This is a genomic window from Rubellimicrobium rubrum (genome assembly GCF_006152115.1).
GTDB classification, from domain to species: domain Bacteria; phylum Pseudomonadota; class Alphaproteobacteria; order Rhodobacterales; family Rhodobacteraceae; genus Rubellimicrobium; species Rubellimicrobium rubrum.
The window spans coordinates 69,018-91,506 of the sequence record NZ_VDFU01000015.1; the positions used below are offsets into that span (position 1 = coordinate 69,018).

The window sequence follows — 22,489 nt, forward strand, 5'->3', positions numbered from 1 at the left end:
TGGCTCCGGGGCCTGCCCGCCTCATTGGCTCGCTGCCTCCCCTTCGGCGGGAGCGGCTGCCGCATCGCCACCGGCCGCGGCATCCGCCGGGGCAAAGGTGGCCAGGTAAGCCCAAAGATCATGAGCCTCCTGCTCGTCCCGGACCTGATATGCCATCTTGCTCCGACCAGAGGTCTCGCCAGTGGCTTCGCGAAGGTAGCCGGTCGGATCTTGAACATACGCCGTGAAGTTCGCCTCCTCCCAGACCGCCCCTGTCGCGCCATAGGTCGTCATGAGCTCGCTGTAGGCGTAGTCCGGATAGCTGCCCGCGACGCGGCCCGCGACGCCGTAAAGGTTGGGGCCGACCTTGGCATTGCGCCCGGCCAGCACTTCGCCCGCTTCGTTCTGGACGACGTGGCAGGCGATGCACTGACGGTTGAAGTGCTCCTCGCCCGCTGCCGCATCCCCCGTGCCTTCCTGCGCCCAAGCGGCACAAGGGCCCAGAAGGGCCATGACGGCGATCACCCGTGTCTTCATAGTGGAATGTCCTCTCTCCCTGGCCGTGCGATGGTCCGCTCCGGTCGGGAGGAGGTTAGCGTATCGGCCAGGAGGGTCCAGAGGAAGACCGGGGTGCCCGACCAAAGGCGCAGCGGGTGCGTGCGGCGTAGGAAAATTCCGAATACAACCGGAACCCTCTCCGGGACGTGACGTTTACCATGCATACCGGCGCTGATTCCCGATGCCTGTCCCAAGCGAGGCGCCGTGTTTCCCCCGACCGCGAGTTCCCTGTCGCGGTCAGTTCCCGCCGGAGAGTGCTCCCCTCGCTCTCCGGCGGACGCTTTTCTCCTTTGGACTTTCATCTGCAATAAGGGCGCGGGCTCCTCGCTATGATCTGCTCTGTGATGATCGATGGTCGGACCCGTCAGGGGCCAGTCTGCCGCGACCGTCCAGCAAAGGGATGATTTTCGACTCGAAACAGGTTAGGATGTGCATCCCGGACGTAGGAGGTTTTCCATGACCCGCCATATCGCCGATCATCCAGCCCCTGAGGACGCAACCCTTCGCCTCAGGCATTTCCTTCGCATCGAGCGGGAAGAGCAGCGCCATCCAGCGGTGCAGGCTCTCCATGTCCGCCGGCCGGCCAGCGCGGCCGAAACGCGGCTCGGCCCCATTCTCAAGGTGCTGCGCGAACACGACCACTGACGGGTTGAACCCCGGGCCAGCCCGGGCGAGGCTTGGGGCTCCCGACCCGGAGACCTCATGCCCTTCCATCCCGCTGCCCGGCAACCCCTGAGGGGGATCGTCTTCAAGCTGGCCGCCGTGGTGATCTTCACGGCCATGTCCGCCCTGATCAAGGCCGCCTCGGACCGCGTTCCGCCGGGCGAGGCGGTGTTCTTCCGGTCGCTCTTCGCGACACCCGTGATCCTGGCCTGGCTGCTGTGGCAGGGGAACCTGGTGCAGGGTCTGCGGACGGGCGATCCGCTCGGCCATCTTTGGCGCGGGCTGGTTGGGACGGTGGCCATGGGCCTGGGCTTCTGGGGCTTGGGTCTGCTGCCATTGCCCGAGGTAACAGCAATCGGCTACGCCACGCCGCTTCTCGTGGTCGTCTTCGGCGCGATGTTCCTGGGCGAGCCGGTGCGCAAGGTGCGGCTCCTTGCCGTGGCGCTGGGCCTGGCCGGCGTGCTCGTAGTGCTGAGCCCGCGTCTCAGCGTCGGGGCCCACGCATCAACCGCCGAGGCACTGGGGGCGGTGGTGACCCTCGGGGGTGCGATCTTTGCGGCCTTGGCGCAGGTCTTCGTCCGGCGGCTCACCATGACGGAGGGGACGGCGGCCATCGTGTTCTGGTTTTCGGTCACCGCGACGCTTCTGTCGCTGGTCACGCTGCCCTTCGGCTGGGTGGTCCCGACCATGCCCGAGGCCACGCTTCTGATCCTCGCCGGCCTGCTCGGGGGCATGGCGCAGATCTGCCTGACTTCGGCCTACCGCTTCGGCGAGGCGGGGCTGGTCGCGCCGTTCGACTATGCGTCGATGCTTCTGGCCATCGCGATCGGTTATGCGATCTTCGGCGAGGTGCCGGCCCGCACCACGCTGATCGGCGCGGCGATCATCATCGGGGCCGGCGTCCTCATCATCTGGCGCGAGCATCGGCTGGGCCTGCTGCGGACCCGCGGCGCTTCGGCCCCCGACAGCTAGGTCGGCCCGCCGCCTGGAAGCTGGCGGGCCATCGTTCATAGGCTGTGATCGTGCCTGCCTTCAGGCGCGGACGAGCTTTTCGTAGGACTGCGCGATGTCGCGGGTCAGTTCGCCCACTTCGAAGTTGTAGTCGCCGATCTGGCCCACGGGCGTGACCTCGGCGGCCGTCCCGGTCAGCCAGCACTGCTCGAAGCTTTCCAACTCACCCGGCAGGATATGGCGCTGGTGGACCTTGATCTGCTTGTCTTCCAGCATCCCGATCACGGTCTGCCGGGTCAGGCCATTCAGGAAGCAGTCCGCGAGCGGCGTGTGCACCTCCCCGTCCTTGACGAAGAAGATGTTGGCCCCGGTCGCCTCGGCCACATAGCCCCGGTAGTCCATCATCATCGCGTCCGAGCAGCCCTTGGCTTCGGCCTGGTGCTTGGACATGGTGCAGATCATATAAAGGCCGGCGGCCTTGGCCTCGGAAGGGATGGTCTCGGGCGAGGGGCGCTTCCACTTGGCGATGTCGAGCTTGGCGCCCTTCATCTTGGCGTCGCCGTAGTAGTTGCCCCACTCCCAGCCGGCGACCGCCAGCCGCACGGGGTTCCGGCGCGCCGACACGCCCATGTCCTCGCCCGAGCCGCGCCACGCGATCGCGCGGACATAGGCATCGGTCCAGCCGTTGGCCTTGAGCATCGCGTCCTTGGCGGCGTCGATCTCCTCGGCGGAGTAGGGAACCTCCATGTCGAGAAGCTCGCCCGACTTGATCAGGCGCAGCGAATGCTCGTGGCCCTTGAAGATCTTGCCGTTGTAGCAGCGTTCTCCCTCGAACACGGCCGAGGCGTAATGGAGCGCGTGGGTCAGGACGTGTACGGTCGCGTCGCGCCACGGCACGAGCGTGCCGTCCATCCAGATCCATCCGTCGCGATTGTCATAAGCGCCGGCCATGCTCCACTCTCCTTGCCATTCCTGTCGGGATTTGGTCCATATCGGACATAAAGTTGCGTGCGTCGGGGTTGGGCTACCAAGGGGTCCTTGGAATGTCAACGACGCTGACGTATCTTTTGGACCGACAAAGGAGGGCGAATGGCCGAGCGACCGGGACCGCAGGGGGGGCATGGGCTCCTCTACCTGACCGACGAGCAATTGCGGAAAGGGATCGAGGCGATGTTCTTCGCCTATCGCGGCTTCACCTCCGCCCCCGACCGCATCCTGGAGGAACAGGACTACGGCCGGGCGCATCACCGCGCGCTTCATTTCATCCAGCGCAGCCCCGGCACCACCGTGGGCAACCTCCTCGACATCCTGGGCGTCACCAAGCAGTCGCTGAACCGCGTGCTGCGGAAGCTGATGGAGGACGGCCTCGTGGAGGCCCGCGTCGGTCGCGAGGACCGGCGCGAACGCCACCTGCATCTGACCGACAAGGGTAAGGTCCTCGAAAAGCTCCTTGCCGATGCCCAGCGCGACCGCATGCGGGCCGCCTACCGCGCCGCTGGGCCGCAGGCCGTCGCAGGCTTCCGCCAAGTGCTGGAGGCCATGATGGACCCCGAGATGCGCCGCCACTTCGATGGCGACGACAAGGCTGGGAGCCGCTGAGATGGAGTTTCCCCATCTCTTGATCGTGGACGACGACGAGCGGATCCGCGGCCTTCTGACCCGGTTCCTGCGGAAGAACGGCTTCCTGGTCACCGCTGCCGCCAACGCGGCCCAAGCGCGGAGGCTGCTTGCGGGCCTGGCGTTCGACCTCCTCGTGCTCGATGTCATGATGCCGGGCGAAGACGGGCTGTCCTTCTGCCGCGACCTGCGCCGCAGACTCAACGTACCGGTCCTGCTGCTTACCGCGCGGGGCGAGACGATGGACCGGATCCTGGGGCTCGAGGCCGGGGCGGACGACTACCTGGCCAAGCCCTTCGACCCCAAGGAACTCCTGCTGAGGATCAACGCCATCCTGCGCCGCGCTGTGGCCGAGCCACCTGCTCCGGCCCCCGCGCAGAAGATCCTGCGCCTGGGTTCCATGACCTACGACGTCGAGCGCGGGGAACTGTCGGACGACGCGGGCGAGACCTTGCGCCTGACCGCCACCGAGGCCGGGCTCATGCGGATCCTCGCGGCCGATCCGGGTGCGACAGTGACGCGGACCCGCCTGATCGAGGAAGCAGGACCGCGCGGCGTGCCGTCGCCCGCGCAGGAAAGGGCGGTGGACGTGCAGATCACGCGCCTTCGCCGCAAGATCGAGCCCGACCCCCGCCAGCCGCGCTACCTGCAGACGGTCCGGGGCGCGGGTTACCGGCTTGCGTCGGACTGAAGGCTCTAGCCCAACTCGCCGCAGACCTCGGTGGCGTCGAAGTGCTCGTCGCGCCAATCCCACAGGCGTGGCGCAGGCCAGGGAGCCTCGACCTCCCGCCTGGTTCCGGCAACCTCCACCGTGCCGCGCCCGGTGAGCAGGTTGACGTCACAGGTCCCTGCCGCGTCCGGGTCGAGCGTATCCCACCAGTCGTAGGTGATGCCCGCCACGCGCCAGTCGCCGTCGCGATGCGCGATGGTGAGCGCAAGCCGCCAGCGGTCGCGTCCCACCGAGTCGTTCATGGAGGTGAGAAGGACGGAACCGGCGGGGCTTACCGACAGCTCCGGCCGCTGTCCCGGCATGCCGCCGCTCCAGGCCACCCTCTCGGCCGTCTGGAAGCCCTTGGCCGTCTCGACCGACAGGTCCACCCCTTCGAGGCCGTAGTCGAGCAGGGTGTAGATCTCGGCATCGCCGTCACGGTCGAGGTCGGCCTCGATCTCCGAGACGGTCTGCCGGTTGTCCTGGGCCAGCGCGGGGCCTGCGAAGAACAGGCAGGCGAGGACGATGAAACGCATCATGAAACTCCGGGCGACTTGTATCAGCCGACAAAAACCCGTTTCCTGTCCCTCATGTCCACGGTGGTTATCCTGACCCATCCCGACTGCGCGCGCCACGCGCCGCCTTCGGGTCACCCCGAGCGGCCAGACCGGCTGGCGGCAGCTCTCGCCGGGCTTCAAGGCTTGGATCACACGCCCGAGGCGGCGGCGGAGGCCCCGGACGAGGATCTCACCGTCCTGCATCCCCAGCGCTATCTCGACGCCCTGGCCCGCAAGGAACCTGCGCGGGACGCGGTTGCGCTCGACCCCGACACTTGGCTTTCGCCGGGGTCGCTTCGGGCGGCGCGGCTCGGGGCCGGCGCGGCGCTGCGGGCCGTGGACCTCGTGATGGGCGGAACGGCGCGAGCGGCCTTTGCGGCCACGCGGCCGCCTGGGCATCATGCGCTGGCCTCAACGCCGATGGGGTTCTGCCTGTTCGGCAACGTGGCGCTGGCAGCCCGACGCGCCATCGACCGGCATGGGGCCGAGCGGGTCGCGATCGTGGATTTCGACGTCCACCATGGCAACGGGACCCAGGCGCTTGTGGAGGAGGACCCCCGCATCCTTTTCGTGTCCACGCACCAGTCCCCCTTCTGGCCCGGCACCGGCCTGGCCTCGGACGCGGGGCCGCATGGCACCGTCCTGAACCTGCCGCTCCGGGCCGGGACGGGCAGCGCGGCCTTTCGGGAGGTCGTGACCGGCCAGATCCTGCCACGGCTCGAGACGCACCGGCCGGACGTCCTCCTGATCTCGGCGGGGTTCGACGCACACAAGGACGATCCCTTGGGCGGGTTGCGGCTGGAGACCGAGGATTTCGGCTGGGTCACCGCGCGCCTGTGCGAGGTCGCGGAACGTCACGCGAACGGGCGTGTGGCATCCGTCCTCGAAGGGGGATATGACCTCGATGCCCTGCGCGACGGCGTGGCGGCGCATGTGGCGGCCCTTGGAGGACAGGCGTGAGCGAGAAACCGGTCGAAGAGATGACCTTCGAGGAAGCCCTGGCCGAGCTGGAAGGCGTCGTGACGCGGCTTGAGCGCGGCGACGTGGCGCTGGACGACTCGATCAACCTTTATGAGCGTGGGGCGCGGCTCCGCGCGCGCTGCCAGCAGAAGCTGGCCGAGGCCGAGGAGAAGGTCTCCAAGATCACGCTGGGCGACGGTGGCCAACCGGCCGGGCTCCAGCCCTTCGACGCCGGCTGAGCACCGCATGAACGACGGCGCCTTGCGGCCTGCCCGGATCGACCCGGGAAATCCGTCCTTCGACGAGGCCCTGGCCGACGCCCGCGCCTTGGTCGACGCCGAACTCCGCCGAGCCCTGGCCGGCGAGGCCGGGCCGATTGCCCAGGCGATGCTGTATGCCTGCAAGGGCGGAAAGGGGCTTCGCGGGTTCCTGGTCCTGGAGGGCGCGCGGCTTCATGGCCTGACCAAGGTGCAGGCCGCGCCGGTCGTGGCCGCCATCGAGGCGTTGCACGCCTACTCGCTGATCCATGACGATCTGCCCTGCATGGACGACGACGACCTGCGCCGTGGCCGCCCAACGGTCCACCGGGCCTGGGACGAGGCGACGGCCGTGCTGGCGGGCGATGCGCTCCAGTCTCTGGCTTTCGAGCTGGTCTGCCGAGCCACGATCCCCGCCGAGGCGCGGGTGATGCTGGCACTGACGCTGGCGCAAGCTTCCGGGGTGGCGGGCATGGTGGGCGGGCAGGCGCTCGACATCGCGGCCGAAACGGCGCCCGAGCCGCTCGGGTTGGATGAGGTCACCCGGCTGCAGGCGCGCAAGACCGGCGCGCTCATCACCTGGGCCGCGGCTGCGGGCGCGCGGATGGCCGGAGCCGACCCCGCGCCGCTCATTCGCTATGGCGACGCCCTCGGCCTCGCCTTTCAGATCGCGGACGACATCCTCGATATCGAGGGTGACGCCGCCGAGGTCGGCAAGGCGACGGGCAAGGACGCCGGGGCCGGAAAGGCCACCTTTGTCGGGCTTCTCGGCCTTGAGGCTGCCAAGGCCCGCGCCAGATCGCTTGTCGAAGACGCCTGCGCGGCGCTCGACCCCTATGGAAAGGCGGCGGACACGCTGCGCGAGGCGGCTCGCTTCGTCACGTCCCGCCGAAAGTGAAGCCATGACCGATCCCCATCGTCCACGAACGCCCCTGCTGGACAGGGTTCGCGACCCCCGCGACCTCAAGCGGCTCACCGATGCGCAGCTTCGTCAACTGGCCGACGAGTTGCGGGCCGAGACGATCTCGGCCGTGTCCGTCACCGGCGGGCACCTGGGCGCCGGGCTGGGCGTGGTAGAGTTGACTGTGGCGCTTCATGCGGTTTTCGACGCACCGCGCGATCGGATCGTCTGGGACGTGGGCCATCAGGCCTATCCCCACAAAATCCTCACGGGGCGCCGCGACCGCATCCGCACGTTGCGCCAGAAGGACGGATTGTCGGGCTTTACCAAGCGGAGCGAATCGGTCTTCGACCCGTTCGGGGCGGCGCATTCCTCGACCTCGATCTCGGCGGCGCTGGGTTTTGCCGTGGCCCGCGACTTGGGGGCCGAGCCACCGGACCATGCCGGGCTTGGGGACTGCGTGGCGGTCATAGGCGACGGCTCGATCAGCGCCGGGCAGGCCTACGAGGCTCTGAACAACGCGGGCCATCTGGGCACGCGGATGTTCGTCATCCTCAACGACAACGAGATGTCGATTGCTCCGCCCGTAGGGGCGATGTCGGCTTATCTCATGCGCCTGTACGCGGGCGCCCCGTTCCAGGACCTGCGCGCCGCCGCCAAGGCCGCCGCCGACTTCCTGCCCGAGCCGCTGCGCGAGGGGGCGAAGCGGGCCAAGGACGCGCTCAAGCACCTCGCGGTGGGACACGGGACGCTTTTTGACGAGCTTGGATTTTCCTATGTCGGACCGGTGGATGGTCACGACATGGAAAGCCTCTTGGGCGTCCTGCGCACCGTCAAGGCGCGGGCCACCGGGCCTGTCCTGATCCATGCCATCACCAAGAAGGGCAAGGGCTACGCCCCGGCCGAGGCTGCCCGCGACCGCGGCCATGGGGTGAACAAGTTCGACGTGGTCACCGGCGCACAGGCCAAGGTGCCCTCGAACGCGCCCGCCTACACCAGCGTCTTCGCCGATGCGTTGATCCGCTCTGCTGCCAAGGACCGTTCGATCGTCGCCGTCACGGCCGCGATGCCGGACGGGACGGGCCTGTCCAAGTTCATGGACCGCTTTGCCGACCGCTGCTTCGACGTGGGCATCGCCGAGCAGCATGCCGTGACCTTTGCCGCCGGGATGGCCGCCGGGGGCCTTCGTCCCTTCTGTGCGATCTACTCGACCTTCCTTCAGCGGGGCTACGACCAAGTCGTCCATGACGTGGCCATCCAGCGCCTTCCCGTGCGCTTCGCCATCGATCGCGCGGGCCTTGTCGGGGCGGACGGGGCGACCCATGCGGGGGCCTTCGACGTGGCGTTCCTGGCCAACCTTCCGGGTTTCGTCGTGATGGCTGCCGCCGACGAGGCGGAACTGGCCCGCATGGTCGTCACCGCCGCCGCCCATGACGACGGCCCGATCGCCTTTCGCTTCCCGCGCGGGGAAGGGGTGGGCGTGGAGATCAACTGGGAGGCCCCGCCGCTCGAGATCGGCCGGGGCCGTGTGGTCCGGACGGGGTCCGGCGTGGCCCTGCTGTCTTTCGGCACGCGCCTTCAGGAGGCGTTGAAGGCCGCCGAGGCTCTGGAAGCGCGCGGCATCGGCCCCACCGTGGCCGACGCCCGCTTCGCCAAGCCGCTCGACCGGGACCTGATCCTTGATCTCGCGCAGCGGCACGAGGTCCTGATCACCATCGAGGAGGGTGCTGTGGGAGGCTTCGGCTCCCAGGTCGCGCAACTCCTAGCGGAGGAGGGCGTCTTCGACCGGGGCCTTCGGTTCCGCTCCATGACACTGCCCGACACCTTCATCGACCACGCCTCTCCCCGCGATATGTACGCAGCAGCGGGGCTGAACAGCGAGGACATCGAGCGCAAGGTGCTGGAGGTGCTGGGCGCGCAGGTGTTGGGGAAGCGGGCCTGAGGGAACTACCGTTCCAGCCGCCCTTCGATCGCCGCTAGCCGGCGCAGCACCTCCTCCTCGAAGCCGTTCTCCTTGCGCTCGGCTTCGGCGGCTTCCTGCATGGCATTCACGACCAGGCCCACGAGCAGGTTCAGCACCCCAAAGCCCGTCACCACCATGAACGGCACGAAAAAGGCCCAGGCGTAGGGGTGCGTTTCCATGGCCGGACCAAGGATCTCGCCCATCCAGCCGTCGAAGGTCATGAGCTGGAAAAGCGTGAGGGCCGAAGCTCCGAGATGACCGAACTGGTCGGGGTGCGCGGTTCCGAACAGCTTGGTCGCCATCACCGCGCCCACGTAGAACACGATGCCGAGGAGCAGCGCCACCGACCCCATGCCTGGAAGCGCCCGCACCAGCCCTTCGACCACCCGGCGCAAGGCCGGGGCCATGGAGATGACTCGCAGGACGCGCAGGACGCGCAGCGCCCGCAGGACCGACGAGCCCTCTCCGACCGGGGCGAACGAGAGGCTTACCACCATCAGGTCGAAGACGTTCCAAGCCGAACGGAAGAACCGCCCGCCGAGCGCATAAAGCTTGAGGCCGATTTCGGCCACGAAGACCGCGAGGCAGGCCGCATCCAGAAGCAGGACCAGCGGCCCCCAAGTCGCCATCACTTGGGCCGAGGTTTCGAGCCCAAGCAGGGCGGCATTGAACAGGATGACCCCGAGCAGAACGTTGCGAACGGCCGAGCTGTCGAGAAAGGCTGCAAGACGTTCGCGGTGCCAGGAAGGCAAGGGTCTGGCGAGATCGGTCATGACGGTCCTGCGAGCGACACCGTCCAGGCGAGAAGCGCCCGGACGGTGCCCGACCTATGTCACTCTGCTATCACAGCCTTGCCGTCGTGGCCGTCGTGATCCGTGCCCCGCGTCTTCCACAGCGAATAGGCGACGCCCGCGCCGAGGATGGCGAAGGTGATGCCCAGCGACCAGGCGGCGGGGAACTTTTCCCAACCCATGAGGTCCGCCACGAAGATCTTGGAGCCGATGAAGATCAGCAGCACCGACAGCGCATACTTGAGGTAGTGGAAGCGGTGAATAATCGCCGCCAGCGCAAAGTAGAGCGCCCGCAGGCCCAGGATCGCGAAGATGTTCGACGTGTAGACGATGAACGGGTCCGAGGTGATCGCGAACACCGCCGGCACCGAGTCCACGGCAAAGATGACGTCGGCGATCTCGATCAGCACCAGCGCCAGGAACAGCGGGGTGGCGAAGCGGACGATCCGGCCCGAGGCATCAGGCTTCTTCACGAAGAAGTCCGAGCCGTGGAGTTCCTCGGTCACGTTCATCCGCCGCTTGAGGAACTTCAGGACCGGGTTGTTCGCGATGTCCATCTCCTTGTCGCCCACCAGCATCATCTTGACACCGGTGAAGATCAGGAAGACCGCGAAGATGTAGAGGATCCAGGAGTACTGCGCGACCAGCGTGGCCCCCAAGCCGATCATGATGGCGCGCAGCAGGATCACGCCCAGGATGCCCCAGAACAGCACGCGATGCTGGTACTGCCGGGGGATGGCGAAATAGCTGAAGATCATGGCGATGACGAAGACGTTGTCCATCGCCAGGGTCTTCTCGACCACGAAGGCGGTCAGGTAGAGCCCCGACGCTTCCGAACCCAGCTGCCACCAGACGAAGACGGCGAACAGCAGTCCCAGGCTGATGTACATGGCCGAGAGCTTGAGAGACTCGGACACGCCGATCTCGTGATCGTCCTTGTGCAGAACGCCCAGGTCGAAGACCAGAAGCGTGATCACGATGGCAATGAAGGTCAGCCACATCCAGAGCGGCTTGCCCAACCAAAGAAGATAGAGGAATTCCATAGTGCGACCTCGCGTTTGCATCCACTGCGCACGGGGGGCAGGCGGAGAAAGGGCCAACACACCGAGCGCGCTCGATGCGGTCCGACATCACGACGCGAGGTCGTCAGAGGGGCCCGGTCCGCAGAGCCGAATATGGACAAGCTGACGCAGGGTTCAACCCCCGAAGTGCGGATAGGATCACTGAACTGTGAAAGGTGTCACTCTCCGGCCGCGAGCAGGGCCCGGAGGCCACTGCGGTAATCCGGATAGAACAGCCGCACGCCCAACTCGTTCTTGATACGATCGTTTCGGACGCGCTTGGACTCGGCATAGAAGCTGCGGGCCATGGGGGTCATCTCGGCGCTGGCGAAGTCCTGAGCCGGAGGAACCGGCCGCCCCAGCAACTCGGCCGCATGAGCGATCACGTCCTCCGGGGGCGCGGGGTCGTCGTCGCAGACGTTGTAGGCCGCGCCGGGGTCCGGTCGCGCGATGGAAGCCGCCAGGACTTGGGCGATGTCCTCCACATGGATGCGCGAGAACATCTGGTTGGGCTTGATGATCCGCCGCGCCGAGCCGTTGCGGACCTTCTCGAATGGCCCGCGGCCGGGGCCGTAGATGCCGGCCAGACGGAAGATGTGCAGCGGCAGTCCCGGGATGGCCTGCCATGCCGCCTCGGCCTCGACCCGCATCTGCCCGCGCCGGGTCGATGGGGTGAGCGCGCTGGATTCGTCCACCCAGTCCCCACCCCGATCGCCATAAACGCCCGTGGTAGAGAGATAGCCTGCCCAGTCGAAGCGATCGGCCCGTGCCGCAATGGCAGGTCCAACGGCGCGCAGCACCGGATCGCCCCCTTCATCCGGCGCCACGGAGGTGAGGACATGCGTCGCCCGATCCAAGAAGGGCTCCATGTCGGACCCGGGCCAGATCGCGCCCTCCACGCCTTCGGCCTCGATCTCGACCAGCTTGTCGGGGCTTCGCACCGTGCCGATCACCTGCCAGCCCTGCGGGAGCAGGAGGCGGGACAGGGCGCGAGCCGAATAGCCATGGCCGAAGGACAGGAGAGTAGGCATGCCGGTGAGGATGGGACCTCGGACGCCGGGCTGCAAGGGTCAGGTCTGGCCCAGCGAGCCCTGGGTCAGCGGATCCGGCTCTCCGTCGTAAAAGGCATCGAGGAGGGCGCTGAACTCGGGCGGGGCATCGGGCACGGCGGCAAAGAGCGTGGCGCAGGAGCGCAGCTTGGTCGCGTCGATGCCGCCCAGGACGGCCTCGGGTGGCTGCCCCTTGTGTCCGAGCATGGCGCGGGCGGCCTCCACCAGACGCGGGCCCAGGACCGGGTGGGCCAGATAGGCCCGAGCCTCCTCCAGGTCCGCAAGGCCATAGGCCTTGGCCGTGGAAGAGCGGCCCAGGGAGGCCAGTTGCGGAAAGATCCACCACATCCAGTGGCTGTCCTTGCGACCACGCCGAAGTTCGGCCAGCGCGGTGTCATAGGTCTGTTCCTGCGGGGCGAGAAAGCGGGACAGGTCGGGCATCGGGCATCCTCAGGCCGTGTGCGGGACAGGTAGGGTAGGGCGCCCCCGCTCCCAGGGGCTTGCGCCGGGGCGTTTGGCGGGGCCAAATGGGTCATGCAAGACCCCATCCTGAAGACCTGGGCCGACTGCGCCCCCCACCTTGTCGCCGTGGCCGCAGGCCGCGCGCCTGCCGATCTCGTCATCCGGGGCGGCACGCTGGTGAACGTCCAAAGCCGCGAGGTTCTTCCCGGCTGGCAGGTTGCCATCGCGGAGGGCCGCTTCGCCTATGTCGGCCCCGACGCGAGCCATTGCATCGGCAAGGGCACCGAGGTCGTGGAAGCGCAGGGCCGCTACCTGATCCCCGGCCTTTGCGACGGCCACATGCACATCGAGTCCGGGATGCTGACCCCGGCCGAGTTCGCCGCCGCCGTGATCCCCCACGGCACCACAACCATGTTCGCCGACCCACACGAGATCGCCAACGTCCTGGGCCTGCCCGGCGTCCGCATGATGCACGACGAGGCCCTGATGCAGCCCGTCAGCATCTTCACACAGATGCCCTCCTGCGCCCCCTCCGCGCCGGGCTTGGAGACCACCGGCTTCGAGATCACGGCCGAAGACGTGGAGGCGGCCATGGCCTGGCCTGGCATCATCGGCCTGGGCGAGATGATGAACTATCCGGGCGTCGTGAACGGCGACCCGCAGATGCTGGCCGAGATGGCGGCCACCATGCGCGCCGGCAAGACGGTAGGGGGGCACTACGCCTCGCCCGACCGGGGGATCCCGTTTCACGCCTATGTCGCGGGCGGCGCGGCGGACGACCATGAGGGGACGCACGAATCCGACGCCATCGCGCGCGTCCGGCAGGGAATGCGCTCCATGCTGCGCCTGGGCTCCGCGTGGTACGACGTCGAAAGCCAGATCACCGCGATCACCGAAAAGGGTCTCGACCCGCGCAACTTCGTCCTTTGCACCGATGACTGCCATTCCGGGACGCTCGTGAACGACGGCCACATGGACCGCGTCGTCCGCCATGCCATCGCCTGCGGCTGCGATCCGGTGATCGCCTTGCAGATGGCGACGATCAACACGGCGACCCATTTCGGGCTGGAGCGCGAGCTGGGCTCTGTTGCCCCGGGCCGTCGCGCCGACCTGATCCTCACCTCCGACCTCCGCGATTTGCCCATCGAAGTCGTGTTCGCCCGTGGCCGCCGCGTGGCCGAGGGTGGTCGCCTCCTTGTCACATGCCCGCATTACGACTGGCCCGAGGCGGCGCGGAAGACGGTGCGCCTGGGCAAGCGATTGGAGGCTGCGGACTTCGCCGTTCCCGCCCCCGACAGCCGGGAGGTGGTGCGGGTGAAGGTCATCGGAGTCGTCGAAAATCAGGCCCCCACCAAGGCGCTGTCCGCCGATCTCCCCGTCCGGGACGGGGTCGTGGAGCCCCAGGGCCCCGTTGCCCATATTGCGCTGGTGGAACGTCACCGGGCGACAGGCGGTGTGACCAACGCCTTTGTCCAGGGATTCGGTTACGGGCCGGGCATGGCGGTGGCCTCCACGGTCGCGCATGACAGCCATCACATGATCGTCGTGGGCACCGACCGCGCGATGATGGCGCGGGCCGCCAACCGGCTGGCCGAGGTCGGCGGCGGCGTCGCGGTCTGGAAGGACGGGGAGGAGATCGCCTTCGTGCCGCTGCCCATCGCGGGCCTGATGTCCGATGCCCCGGCGCACGAGGTCGCGGCCAAGGCGCAGCGGCTGGTGGAGGCGATGGTCGAATGTGGCTGCCGCCTTAACAACGCCTACATGCAGCATTCGCTCCTCGCGCTGGTGGTGATCCCCGAGCTTCGTCTGTCCGACAAGGGTCTCGTGGATGTCCGGCGCTTCGAGGTCGTCAGCTTGTTCGAGGGGAACGCATGAACGCCCAGAATCCCGACACCATCCCCTTCGACATGCCGGTCCTAGCCGCCCCGCAGGCCTTTGACGATGCGGCGGCGGCCGTGGCTCGGCTGATCGAAATCCATGACGCCTCCACGGCCTTCCTGTGCGACCGCTTCGCCCACGCCCTGCGCCACGGCCGTCCCGACCGGCCCGTGCGCGCCTTCTACCCAGAGGTCCGGCTCTCCACTTCGAGCTTCGCGCAGGCCGATTCGCGACTTTCGTTCGGGCATGTCGCCGCTCCGGGCACCTACTCCACGACCGTGACTCGCCCCCGGCTCTTTGCCGCCTACCTGGAACAGCAGATCGCACTTCTGATCCGCAACCACGGGGTGCGGGTCGTCGTAGGGCCGTCGCGGACGCCGATCCCCGTCCATTTCGCTGTGGCCGGCGACGCCCGCCTCGCCGTGCCGCAGGAAGGCGCTCTGGACTTTCCGCTGCGCGACGTCTTCGACGTTCCGGACCTTGCCACGATGAACGACGACATCGTCAACGGCGACGGGTTCCATTACCCGGACGGCTCCATCCCGCTCGCGCCCTTCACCGCGCAGCGGGTGGATTATTCCCTGGCGCGGCTGGCGCATTACACGGCGACGGACCCCGACCACTTCCAGAACCACGTCCTGTTCACGAACTACCAGTTCTACGTCGAGGAGTTCGAGGCCTACGCCCGCCAGCAACTCGCCCATCCCGAGAGCGGCTACACGGCCTTCGTGGGGCCCGGGAACGCCGTCATCACCGAAGCCGAGGCGCATCTTCCGGTGCCCGGCAAGATGCCGCAGATGCCGACCTACCACCTGAAGCGAGCGGACGCCCAGGGCATCACCTTGGTGAACATCGGCGTGGGGCCATCCAACGCCAAGACCGCGACCGACCACATCGCCGTGCTGCGCCCGCACGCCTGGCTGATGGTCGGGCACTGCGCGGGGCTGCGGAACAGCCAGCGGCTGGGCGACTTCGTCCTGGCCCACGCCTATCTGCGCGAAGACCACGTCCTTGACGACGACCTGCCCATCTGGGTGCCCATTCCCGCCCTGGCCGAAATCCAGATCGCGCTGGAGGAGGCCGTGGAGGAGGTCACCGGCCTCGATGGCTATGAGCTCAAGCGCATCATGCGGACCGGGACGGTCGCCACCATCGACAATCGCAACTGGGAACTGCGCGACCAGTCCGGGCCGGTGGCGCGGCTGTCGCAGTCCCGCGCCGTCGCGCTCGATATGGAATCGGCCACCATCGCGGCCAATGGCTTCCGATTCCGCGTGCCGTACGGGACGCTTCTGTGCGTGTCCGACAAGCCCTTGCACGGAGAGCTGAAACTGCCTGGCATGGCATCGGATTTCTACCGGACCCAGGTCGCGCGGCACCTCATGATCGGCATCCGAGCCATGGAGCGCCTGCGCGAGGAACCGCTTGAACGCATCCACAGCCGCAAATTGCGTAGCTTCATGGAGACGGCTTTTTTGTGAATCGCGCCATTTCCTGAGGAAAGCTCGCTTTTCGCTGGACAAGCGAAACGAATGATTGTGCAGCATGGGGGTTGAGAGGCCCTGCGGGGCGAGCAAACCAGGAGAGTTCACGATGGCCAACCAGATGACCAAGGCGCAACTCGTCGCCGCCCTCGCCGAAGCGACCGGAGGCGACAAGAAAGCCGCCGGCGCCATGCTCGACGCGCTGACCGGCATCATCACCCAGACCGTCTCCGAAGGCGGCGCGGTGACGCTGCCCGGCGTCGGCAAGATCTACTGCCGCGAACGGCCCGAGCGCATGGTCCGCAACCCCTCGACGGGCGAGCAGATCAAGAAGGAGTCGGACAAGGTGGTCAAGGTCACCGTAGCCAAGGCCCTCAAGGACAGCATCAACGCCTGAGTTCCGCTGGGGAACGATCACCCTCTCCGTCCGTTTCGCTTTGGACTTAACGCAAGCGGAGAGGGTCCATGTCCGAGCAGGACTATTCGGCCAGCAGCGTCATCTCGTCGGACCGCGTGAACGGGACCGCCGTCTATGGCGCCGACGGCCAGCATATCGGCATGATCGATCACCTCGTCATCGACAAGGTGTCGGGAAAGATCGTCTATGCCGTCATGTCCTTCGGCGGGTTCCTGGGAATAGGACAGGATCACCACCCGATTCCCTGGACCGCTCTCCGGTACGACACGTCCCTGGCCGGGTACGTGACCACCATCACCGAGGATCAGTTGCGCCAGGCCCCTGTTCGGGGCGACGACTGGTACCGCGACCGGCAGTGGGAAGAGCGGATCTACACCCATTACGGCCTGCCCTACTACTGGGTCTGAGGCATCGGGCCGCGGGGGCGATGACGCGGCCCGTGTCCGTCAGGCGGCTAGGGCCCGTCCGTCCATTTCCATCGCGGCGATGCGCCCCGGATGAACCGCGCAACGGGCCACCCAGTCGGCGACACGCGGACTGCCGGGCTCCAGGTCCTTGAACCACAGGAAGGGCGAGGAGACGAGCAGGTCCGCTGCCGTGAAGCGTCCGCCCACGAGCCAGTCCTCGGTGTTCAACGCTTCGGACAGCCGGGCCCTGATCGCATCCGGACCCCGGTACGTGGCTGACAGGAACGGATGCGCCAGGCCCGCCGCATCATGGATCAGCGCGGGCTCCATCACGCCAGCATACCAGGCGAGCCAGGACAGGTAGCGGCCTCGATCGGGGTCGCCGACGGGGATGCCAAGCCCGGCTTCCGGGAACAGGTCGGTCAGGTAGAGCAGGATCGCGGCGGTTTCCCAGATCGTCACCCCGTCATGGACAAGGACCGGCACCTTGCCATCGGGGTGCGGATTGCTCGGGTCAGGGTGTCCCGAGCCGTCGAAGCGGGTGATGTCGACTTCGCGGATCGTTACGCGGTCAAGTATGTCCATGGCCGCGAGCAGGGCCAGCACCCGGGTCGAGCGGGTCATGGGGGAGTGGTAGAAGGTGATCATCGGGCGGCTCCTTCGCTGGATTGCCATTCGGGATGCCGCTGTTATCGTCCCACCCTGCTGACAGTTCATGTCAGGAGGGATCATGGCTCGAAGCGACCGCCTGTTTCGTCTGCTCCATGCGTTGCGAAGTCTGCCAGTCCCGGTGACCGCCGCTCGGCTGGCCGAGGCGACCGAGGTGTCGGTCCGCTCCATCTACCGCGATATCGCGGCGCTGCGGGCCAGCGGCGCGCGAATCGACGGTGAGGCCGGCTATGGTTACGCCTTGGAGGAGGACCCGGCGCTGCCGCCCCAAAGCTTCACCCGGCTGGAGATCGAGGCGTTGCTGCTGGGCCTGGGCGAAGTGCGCCAGTCTGGCGATGCCGATCTGGCCGATGCCGCCGAATCGGTTGCCGCAAAGGTCATCGCACGACTGCCCGAACGCCAGGCGCGCGAGGCGGCCCATGCCGTGCTGCGCGTCTACCGCCATGCCCCGCGAAAGGTGCCGCAGGCCGCCTTGTCTGTCCTGCGCGAGGCGGCCTGGGAGGAGCGGGCCGTGGACATCGTCTACCGGGACGAGGCCGGACAACTGACCCAGCGCCGCGTGCTGCCTTTGGCCGTGGCCTTCCTGGACGAGGTGTTGCTGATGGTCGCGTGGTGCCGCCTGCGCGAGGGCTTTCGGCGGTTCCGGCTGGACCGGATCGAAGTGGCCGAGGCGACCGAGGAAAGCTTCCGCCCGCGTCGTGCCGGTCTTCTCCGCGACTATGTGGCGACTTTGGGCTAGCCGATCCGACCCCGGAGCCCGCCGGTCTGGCCGCGGTCCAGCAGCAGATGATCCGCCAGGACCAGAGCCATCATCGCCTCGCCTACCGGCACGGCCCGGATGCCTACGCAGGGGTCGTGGCGGCCCTTTGTGACGACCTCCGTCGGCGTGCCGTCCATGCGGATCGAGCGGCGGGGCGACAGGATCGAGGACGTGGGCTTCACTGCAAAGCGCACTACGACGTCCTGCCCCGTCGCGATGCCGCCCAGGACGCCCCCCGCCTTGTTGGAGCCATAGCGGATCTGGCCGTCCTCGTAGAACAGCTCGTCCGCGTTCTCGCGCCCGGTCAGCGCGGCGGCGGCCATGCCTTCGCCGATTTCGACCCCTTTGACCGCGTTGATCGACATCATCGCCGAGGCGAGGTCCGAGTCGAGCTTGCCATAGATGGGGGCGCCCAGCCCTGCCGGTACGCCCGAGGCCACCACCTCGATCATCGCGCCCACGGAGTTGTGGTCGTCCTTGCGCAGCCAAGCGAGATAGTCGTCCCATTCGGCCGCGGCGACCGCGTCGGGGCACCAGAAGTCGTTCCGTCCGACCTCGGTCAGGTCGAAGCGGTCTCGATCAATCCGCTTCTCGCCCATCTGGACCATGTAGCCGGTGATCCGGACCTCGGGCGCGAGCGTCGCCAACACCTGCCGCGCCACGCCCCCAGCCGCGACCCGGGCCGCCGTTTCCCGGGCGGAGCTGCGCCCGCCGCCCCGGTAGTCGCGGACGCCGTACTTTAGGTGATAGGTCAGGTCGGCGTGGCCGGGGCGAAAGGTTTGGGCGATGTCGCCGTAGTCCTTGGACCTCTGGTCTGTGTTCTCGATCAGCAGACTGATCGAGGTGCCGGTGGTCAGGCCGTCGAAGACGCCGGACAGGATACGTACCGCATCGGCCTCTTGCCGCTGGGTGGTGTTGCGGTTCTGCCCGGGGCGGCGTTTGTCGAGCCAAGGCTGGATCAGGGCTTCCGAGAGCGGCACGCCGGGCGGACAGCCATCGACCACCGCGCCGAGGGCAGGCCCATGGGACTCGCCCCAGGTCGTGAAGCGGAACAGGTGACCAAAGGTGTTGAGGCTCATGCGGGGCTCCGTGGTTGCCGGAGCCCTTAGCGCAAGGAGCCATGGCCCGGAAGCCCGCGCGCCCTTGTCCGGTCTGTCAGGCGCGGGCGGTCAGGACAGGGAGGTCATCCCCGATGGCCTCCGGTGAGAGACCGATCTCGCGCATCAGGGCGCAGGTGCCCCGCCGCATGTCTAGGTCGTGCTGCACCCGCGCGCGGGCCGCGCCGGATAGGGCCAGCGCACGCTCCGGAGTGCGCGCCAAGCCTTCAAGAGCGCTCGCAAGCGTCACCGGGTCGCGTGGTGGAACCAGCAGGCCGTCGACGCCGTGGGTCACGAGCTCGCGCGCACCCGCTGTTGCCGTACCCACGACGGGAAGGCCGCAGGCCATCGCTTCGGCCAACGCAAGGTTCGGTGATTCGTCGTGACCGGGATGGGCAAAGACATGGGCGGCCCGGAGTTCGGCCAGAACCCGATCCTCGCCCACTGCGCCCAGAAGCGTTAAGTGGTGGCCGACCTGTAGTTCGCGGCTGCGACGCTCCAGGGTCTTGCGGAACCCGTGTCCACCCAAGTCGTCCTCACCGGCGATTCGGAGGGTGGCCGTGATGCCTTGGTCCAAGAGGCGGCGCAACGCGACCAGGAGATCCTCGAACCCCCGTGCCTGCTCCAGCCGGCCGCAGGCGAAGATCCGGAATGGCTCCCCGGGCGCGGGAGGTGCGTAGGGCGACTCCCGGCGAAACTGGGCGCAATCGATGCCCAAGGGCTGCACGACCAACCGGGCGGGACGGTCCTGTGCAAGGACGGTCTTCACCTCGGCCAGCAGCCGATGCGTGACGACCGTGGCAAACCGGGCGCCCCGCCATTTGAAGCTTTGGCCTGGCCCATTCCTCGACAAGGGACCGTGCAGGGTCAGGCTATAGGATGGCCCGCCCAGCCGCTCGGCCAGAGCGGCGATCAGCGCCACGCGCCCACTGGACTGGACATGGACATGGTCGATCCCATGACGGGCGGCGCTTTCGACCAGCCGACGTGCCGGACCCAGCGATAGGACCAGCTCACGCGCAAGGCCGGGCTCGAATCGGTGAAGATCGCTCCAGGGAAGGGCAGGAAGCGCGAAGAGCCCCGACCAGGGACGGCAGACCAGATACTCCGTGCGGCGGCTGGCCAGGGCGGCCCAGGGATGCACCCGAAGCGCGGGCGCCGGCGGCTGGGTGGAGTAAAGCACCACCTTTGTCCCCAGCGCCTCAATCGCCTGCGCCTCGCGCCAGAAGGCGGAATGGCTCGGGCCGGGGAAGCGCGGCACGAGATAGCCTATCCGGGGTCGTCCAGCCATTCAGGCGTCCTCGTCCCGTCGCCCCGGGACGCGCCCAGCCTGCCGCACGTCCAGCAGGGCGTCAAAGGTAAACTCGCCGTGAAGTCGTGTTCAAAAGTAGTAGCTCGCTCTCGGCGCAGCCTCTCGAGTTCAGCAGTCTCAGGGTCCAGAGTTCCAGCCGGCATCCCTCCAACCGGAGCGCGGCTGGAGCGGCTCCATACGATCCGACCCAGCTTGCCGAAGGGGGTTGGCCCGGGCTCTCGGTCGCGTTACCACAGCGGCGCAACAGGCCCGAGGAGGGTTCATGGCGCCGATCCTGTCCATCCGCGACCTGCGAAAAAGCTACGACAACGGGTTCGAGGCGCTGAAAGGCGTTTCCCTCGACATCAAGGCGGGCGAGATTCTCGCGCTGCTCGGACCGAACGGGGCGGGCAAGACCACGCTCATCTCCGCCGTCTGCGGCATCGCGCGGATCACCGGCGGCAGCGCCACCGTCGCGGGCCACGACATCGAACGGGACTGGCGCGCGGCGCGGACCCTGATCGGCCTCGTCCCGCAGGAAATCAACCTCGAGCCCTTCGAAAAGGTCTGGAACACCGTCCGCTTCTCGCGCGGGCTCTTTGGGATGCCCCGCAACGACGCGCATATCGAGCGGGTGCTCCGTCAGCTGTCGCTCTGGGACAAGAAGGACAGCAAGGTCACCGAGCTGTCGGGCGGCATGAAGCGCCGGGTGCTCATCGCCAAGGCGCTGAGTCACGAGCCGCGCGTGCTGTTCCTCGACGAGCCCTCGGCGGGGGTGGACGTGGAGCTGCGCCGCGACATGTGGCGCGTCGTGGGCGAGCTGCGGCAGGCGGGCGTCACCATCATCCTGACCACCCATTACATCGAGGAGGCCGAGGCCATCGCCGACCGCGTCGCGGTGATCTCCAAGGGCCGCATCCTGCTGGTGGAGGACAAGGACAGCCTCATGCGGCGCATGGGGCAGAAGGTGCTGCATGTCGATCTCCAGCAGCCTCTGGCCGCCATCCCGCCGGGCCTCGATCATTTCGGCCTGACATTGGACGAAGGGGGCCGCCGCCTGACCTACAGCTACGACACCAAGGCCGAGCGGACGGGCATCGCCACCCTCCTGGCGGCGCTGGCCGAAGGGGGAATCGCCGTGGCCGACCTCGACACCGAGGCCTCCTCGCTCGAGGACATCTTCGTGGGCCTCGTGCATGGCGACGAACGGGAGGCAGCCCAATGAACGTCCATGCCGTCCGGTCCATCTACCTGCAGGAGATGGGACGCTTCTTCCGCACGGTGACGCAGTCTCTGATCGCACCGGTGCTGTCGACCTCGCTCTACTTCGTGGTCTTCGGCGCAGCCATCGGCGGCCGCATCCAAGAGGTCGAGGGCGTGTCCTACGGGGCCTTCATCGTGCCGGGGCTGATCATGCTGTCGGTCATCACGCAGGGCATCTCGAACGCGTCCTTCGGGATCTACTTCCCCAAGTTCATCGGCACGATCTTCGAGGTTCTGTCGGCCCCCGTCAGCTTCTTCGAGGCGGTGCTGGGCTATGTCGGCGCGGCGGCGTCCAAGTCCTTCATCATCGGGCTCATCATCCTGATCACGAGCTGGTTCTTCGTGGACATCCGTATCGCCCACCCCATGGCCATGCTGGCCTTTCTCGTGCTGACCTGCACCAGCTTCGCGCTCCTGGGGTTCATCATCGGCATCTGGGCGGGCAACTTCGAGCAGCTGCAACTCATCCCGCTCCTTGTCATCACGCCGCTCGTGTTCCTGGGGGGCAGCTTCTACTCGATATCCATGCTGCCGGGGATCTGGCAGACGGTCGCGCTGTTCAACCCGGTCGTGTATCTGATCTCGGGCTTCCGATGGTCGTTCTTCGGGATGGCGGACGTGCCCGTGGCGGTGTCGCTCCTCGCGGTGGCGGCTTTCACGGCAATTTGCCTCGGCGTCGTCTGGTGGATCTTTCACACGGGCTGGAAGCTGCGGCGCTGAGCCTTGCGGGAGGGGGGCGGCGGG

The 22,489-nt window shown here is 67.5% G+C and carries 25 protein-coding genes; 15 read left to right on the forward strand and 10 right to left on the reverse strand.

Annotated features, from left to right (window positions below; genetic code table 11):
- Nucleotides 1-21: 21 nt before the first annotated feature.
- Nucleotides 22-516, reverse strand: coding sequence for a c-type cytochrome (locus FHG66_RS13095; RefSeq protein WP_246082592.1), 495 nt, complete (start codon nucleotides 514-516; stop codon nucleotides 22-24).
- Nucleotides 517-993: 477 nt separating this feature from the next.
- Here FHG66_RS13095 and FHG66_RS13100 point away from each other — a divergent pair, with 477 nt between their 5' ends.
- Complete coding sequence (locus tag FHG66_RS13100) at nucleotides 994-1,182, forward strand: hypothetical protein (protein WP_139077481.1); 189 nt, start codon at nucleotides 994-996, stop codon at nucleotides 1,180-1,182.
- Nucleotides 1,183-1,239: 57 nt separating this feature from the next.
- Complete coding sequence (locus tag FHG66_RS13105) at nucleotides 1,240-2,172, forward strand: DMT family transporter (RefSeq protein ID WP_139077483.1); 933 nt, start codon at nucleotides 1,240-1,242, stop codon at nucleotides 2,170-2,172.
- Nucleotides 2,173-2,232: 60 nt separating this feature from the next.
- Here the strand turns inward: FHG66_RS13105 and FHG66_RS13110 are convergent, their stop codons facing one another.
- Nucleotides 2,233-3,102 (reverse strand): branched-chain amino acid aminotransferase, encoded by an 870-nt coding sequence (locus tag FHG66_RS13110; protein WP_139077485.1) that lies wholly within the window; start codon nucleotides 3,100-3,102, stop codon nucleotides 2,233-2,235.
- Between the two features lie 138 nt (nucleotides 3,103-3,240).
- Here FHG66_RS13110 and FHG66_RS13115 point away from each other — a divergent pair, with 138 nt between their 5' ends.
- Both FHG66_RS13115 and FHG66_RS13120 read left to right on the forward strand, forming a co-directional pair.
- Nucleotides 3,241-3,750, forward strand: a complete 510-nt coding sequence (locus tag FHG66_RS13115) for a MarR family winged helix-turn-helix transcriptional regulator (RefSeq protein WP_139077487.1) — start codon at nucleotides 3,241-3,243, stop codon at nucleotides 3,748-3,750.
- Nucleotide 3,751: 1 nt separating this feature from the next.
- Nucleotides 3,752-4,459, forward strand: a complete 708-nt coding sequence (locus FHG66_RS13120) for a response regulator (protein ID WP_139077489.1) — start codon at nucleotides 3,752-3,754, stop codon at nucleotides 4,457-4,459.
- A gap of 5 nt (nucleotides 4,460-4,464) precedes the next feature.
- On the opposite strand, the gene FHG66_RS13125 is transcribed toward FHG66_RS13120, so the two are convergent.
- Nucleotides 4,465-5,013: a hypothetical protein gene (locus FHG66_RS13125; protein WP_176556245.1), complete on the reverse strand. Its 549-nt coding sequence runs from the start codon at nucleotides 5,011-5,013 to the stop codon at nucleotides 4,465-4,467.
- 18 nt (nucleotides 5,014-5,031) lie between these two features.
- On the opposite strand from FHG66_RS13125, the gene FHG66_RS13130 reads away from it, so the two are divergent.
- From FHG66_RS13130 to dxs, 4 genes are read left to right on the forward strand one after another with little or no spacing between them, the layout of a single operon-like run.
- Entirely contained in the window at nucleotides 5,032-5,994 is a 963-nt protein-coding gene (locus FHG66_RS13130; protein ID WP_425471738.1) for a histone deacetylase family protein, read from the forward strand.
- Nucleotides 5,991-6,233, forward strand: coding sequence for an exodeoxyribonuclease VII small subunit (locus tag FHG66_RS13135; protein WP_139077494.1), 243 nt, complete (start codon nucleotides 5,991-5,993; stop codon nucleotides 6,231-6,233). Before FHG66_RS13130 ends, FHG66_RS13135 begins: the two co-directional genes overlap by 4 nt.
- 7 nt (nucleotides 6,234-6,240) lie before the next feature.
- Entirely contained in the window at nucleotides 6,241-7,149 is a 909-nt protein-coding gene (locus FHG66_RS13140) for a polyprenyl synthetase family protein (RefSeq protein WP_139077496.1), read from the forward strand.
- Between the two features lie 4 nt (nucleotides 7,150-7,153).
- Nucleotides 7,154-9,094, forward strand: coding sequence for a 1-deoxy-D-xylulose-5-phosphate synthase (gene dxs, locus FHG66_RS13145; RefSeq protein ID WP_139077498.1), 1,941 nt, complete (start codon nucleotides 7,154-7,156; stop codon nucleotides 9,092-9,094).
- A gap of 5 nt (nucleotides 9,095-9,099) precedes the next feature.
- On the opposite strand, the gene FHG66_RS13150 is transcribed toward dxs, so the two are convergent.
- From FHG66_RS13150 to FHG66_RS13165, 4 genes are all read right to left on the reverse strand, one after another.
- A complete protein-coding gene (locus FHG66_RS13150) occupies nucleotides 9,100-9,888 on the reverse strand; it encodes an ion transporter (RefSeq protein WP_139077500.1) in 789 nt (262 codons plus the stop codon).
- A gap of 59 nt (nucleotides 9,889-9,947) precedes the next feature.
- On the reverse strand, nucleotides 9,948-10,949 hold the full coding sequence (locus FHG66_RS13155) for a TerC family protein (protein ID WP_139077502.1): 1,002 nt from the start codon (nucleotides 10,947-10,949) through the stop codon (nucleotides 9,948-9,950).
- Nucleotides 10,950-11,146: 197 nt separating this feature from the next.
- Entirely contained in the window at nucleotides 11,147-11,998 is an 852-nt protein-coding gene (locus tag FHG66_RS13160; RefSeq protein WP_139077504.1) for an SDR family oxidoreductase, read from the reverse strand.
- Between the two features lie 39 nt (nucleotides 11,999-12,037).
- Nucleotides 12,038-12,457, reverse strand: a complete 420-nt coding sequence (locus tag FHG66_RS13165) for a DUF1810 domain-containing protein (RefSeq protein WP_139077506.1) — start codon at nucleotides 12,455-12,457, stop codon at nucleotides 12,038-12,040.
- Nucleotides 12,458-12,550: 93 nt separating this feature from the next.
- On the opposite strand from FHG66_RS13165, the gene ade reads away from it, so the two are divergent.
- From ade to FHG66_RS13185, 4 genes are all read left to right on the forward strand, one after another.
- Complete coding sequence (ade, locus tag FHG66_RS13170) at nucleotides 12,551-14,353, forward strand: adenine deaminase (protein WP_139077508.1); 1,803 nt, start codon at nucleotides 12,551-12,553, stop codon at nucleotides 14,351-14,353.
- Nucleotides 14,354-14,385: 32 nt separating this feature from the next.
- Entirely contained in the window at nucleotides 14,386-15,837 is a 1,452-nt protein-coding gene (locus tag FHG66_RS13175; RefSeq protein WP_139077560.1) for an AMP nucleosidase, read from the forward strand.
- 112 nt (nucleotides 15,838-15,949) lie between these two features.
- Nucleotides 15,950-16,237 (forward strand): HU family DNA-binding protein, encoded by a 288-nt coding sequence (locus FHG66_RS13180; RefSeq protein ID WP_139077510.1) that lies wholly within the window; start codon nucleotides 15,950-15,952, stop codon nucleotides 16,235-16,237.
- A gap of 68 nt (nucleotides 16,238-16,305) precedes the next feature.
- Entirely contained in the window at nucleotides 16,306-16,665 is a 360-nt protein-coding gene (locus FHG66_RS13185) for a PRC-barrel domain-containing protein (RefSeq protein WP_139077512.1), read from the forward strand.
- 39 nt (nucleotides 16,666-16,704) lie between these two features.
- Here FHG66_RS13185 and FHG66_RS13190 read toward each other — a convergent pair whose 3' ends face one another.
- The gene (locus FHG66_RS13190) at nucleotides 16,705-17,313 is read right to left on the reverse strand and encodes a glutathione S-transferase family protein (RefSeq protein WP_139077514.1); all 609 of its coding nucleotides are present in this window, start codon (nucleotides 17,311-17,313) and stop codon (nucleotides 16,705-16,707) included.
- 82 nt (nucleotides 17,314-17,395) lie between these two features.
- On the opposite strand from FHG66_RS13190, the gene FHG66_RS13195 reads away from it, so the two are divergent.
- Complete coding sequence (locus FHG66_RS13195) at nucleotides 17,396-18,073, forward strand: helix-turn-helix transcriptional regulator (protein WP_139077517.1); 678 nt, start codon at nucleotides 17,396-17,398, stop codon at nucleotides 18,071-18,073.
- On the opposite strand, the gene aroC is transcribed toward FHG66_RS13195, so the two are convergent.
- Together aroC and epsE are read right to left on the reverse strand one after the other, a co-directional pair.
- Nucleotides 18,070-19,173 carry a chorismate synthase gene (aroC, locus tag FHG66_RS13200; protein ID WP_139077519.1) on the reverse strand — a complete coding sequence of 368 codons (1,104 nt, stop codon included), beginning with the start codon at nucleotides 19,171-19,173 and terminating at the stop codon, nucleotides 18,070-18,072. The genes FHG66_RS13195 and aroC overlap by 4 nt on opposite strands.
- A gap of 76 nt (nucleotides 19,174-19,249) precedes the next feature.
- Nucleotides 19,250-20,482 carry an exopolysaccharide biosynthesis GT4 family glycosyltransferase EpsE gene (epsE, locus tag FHG66_RS13205; protein WP_139077521.1) on the reverse strand — a complete coding sequence of 411 codons (1,233 nt, stop codon included), beginning with the start codon at nucleotides 20,480-20,482 and terminating at the stop codon, nucleotides 19,250-19,252.
- 283 nt (nucleotides 20,483-20,765) lie between these two features.
- On the opposite strand from epsE, the gene FHG66_RS13210 reads away from it, so the two are divergent.
- On the forward strand, nucleotides 20,766-21,707 hold the full coding sequence (locus tag FHG66_RS13210) for an ABC transporter ATP-binding protein (RefSeq protein ID WP_139077523.1): 942 nt from the start codon (nucleotides 20,766-20,768) through the stop codon (nucleotides 21,705-21,707).
- Complete coding sequence (locus FHG66_RS13215) at nucleotides 21,704-22,465, forward strand: ABC transporter permease (RefSeq protein WP_139077526.1); 762 nt, start codon at nucleotides 21,704-21,706, stop codon at nucleotides 22,463-22,465. Before FHG66_RS13210 ends, FHG66_RS13215 begins: the two co-directional genes overlap by 4 nt.
- The last annotated feature ends 24 nt before the right edge of the window (nucleotides 22,466-22,489 follow it).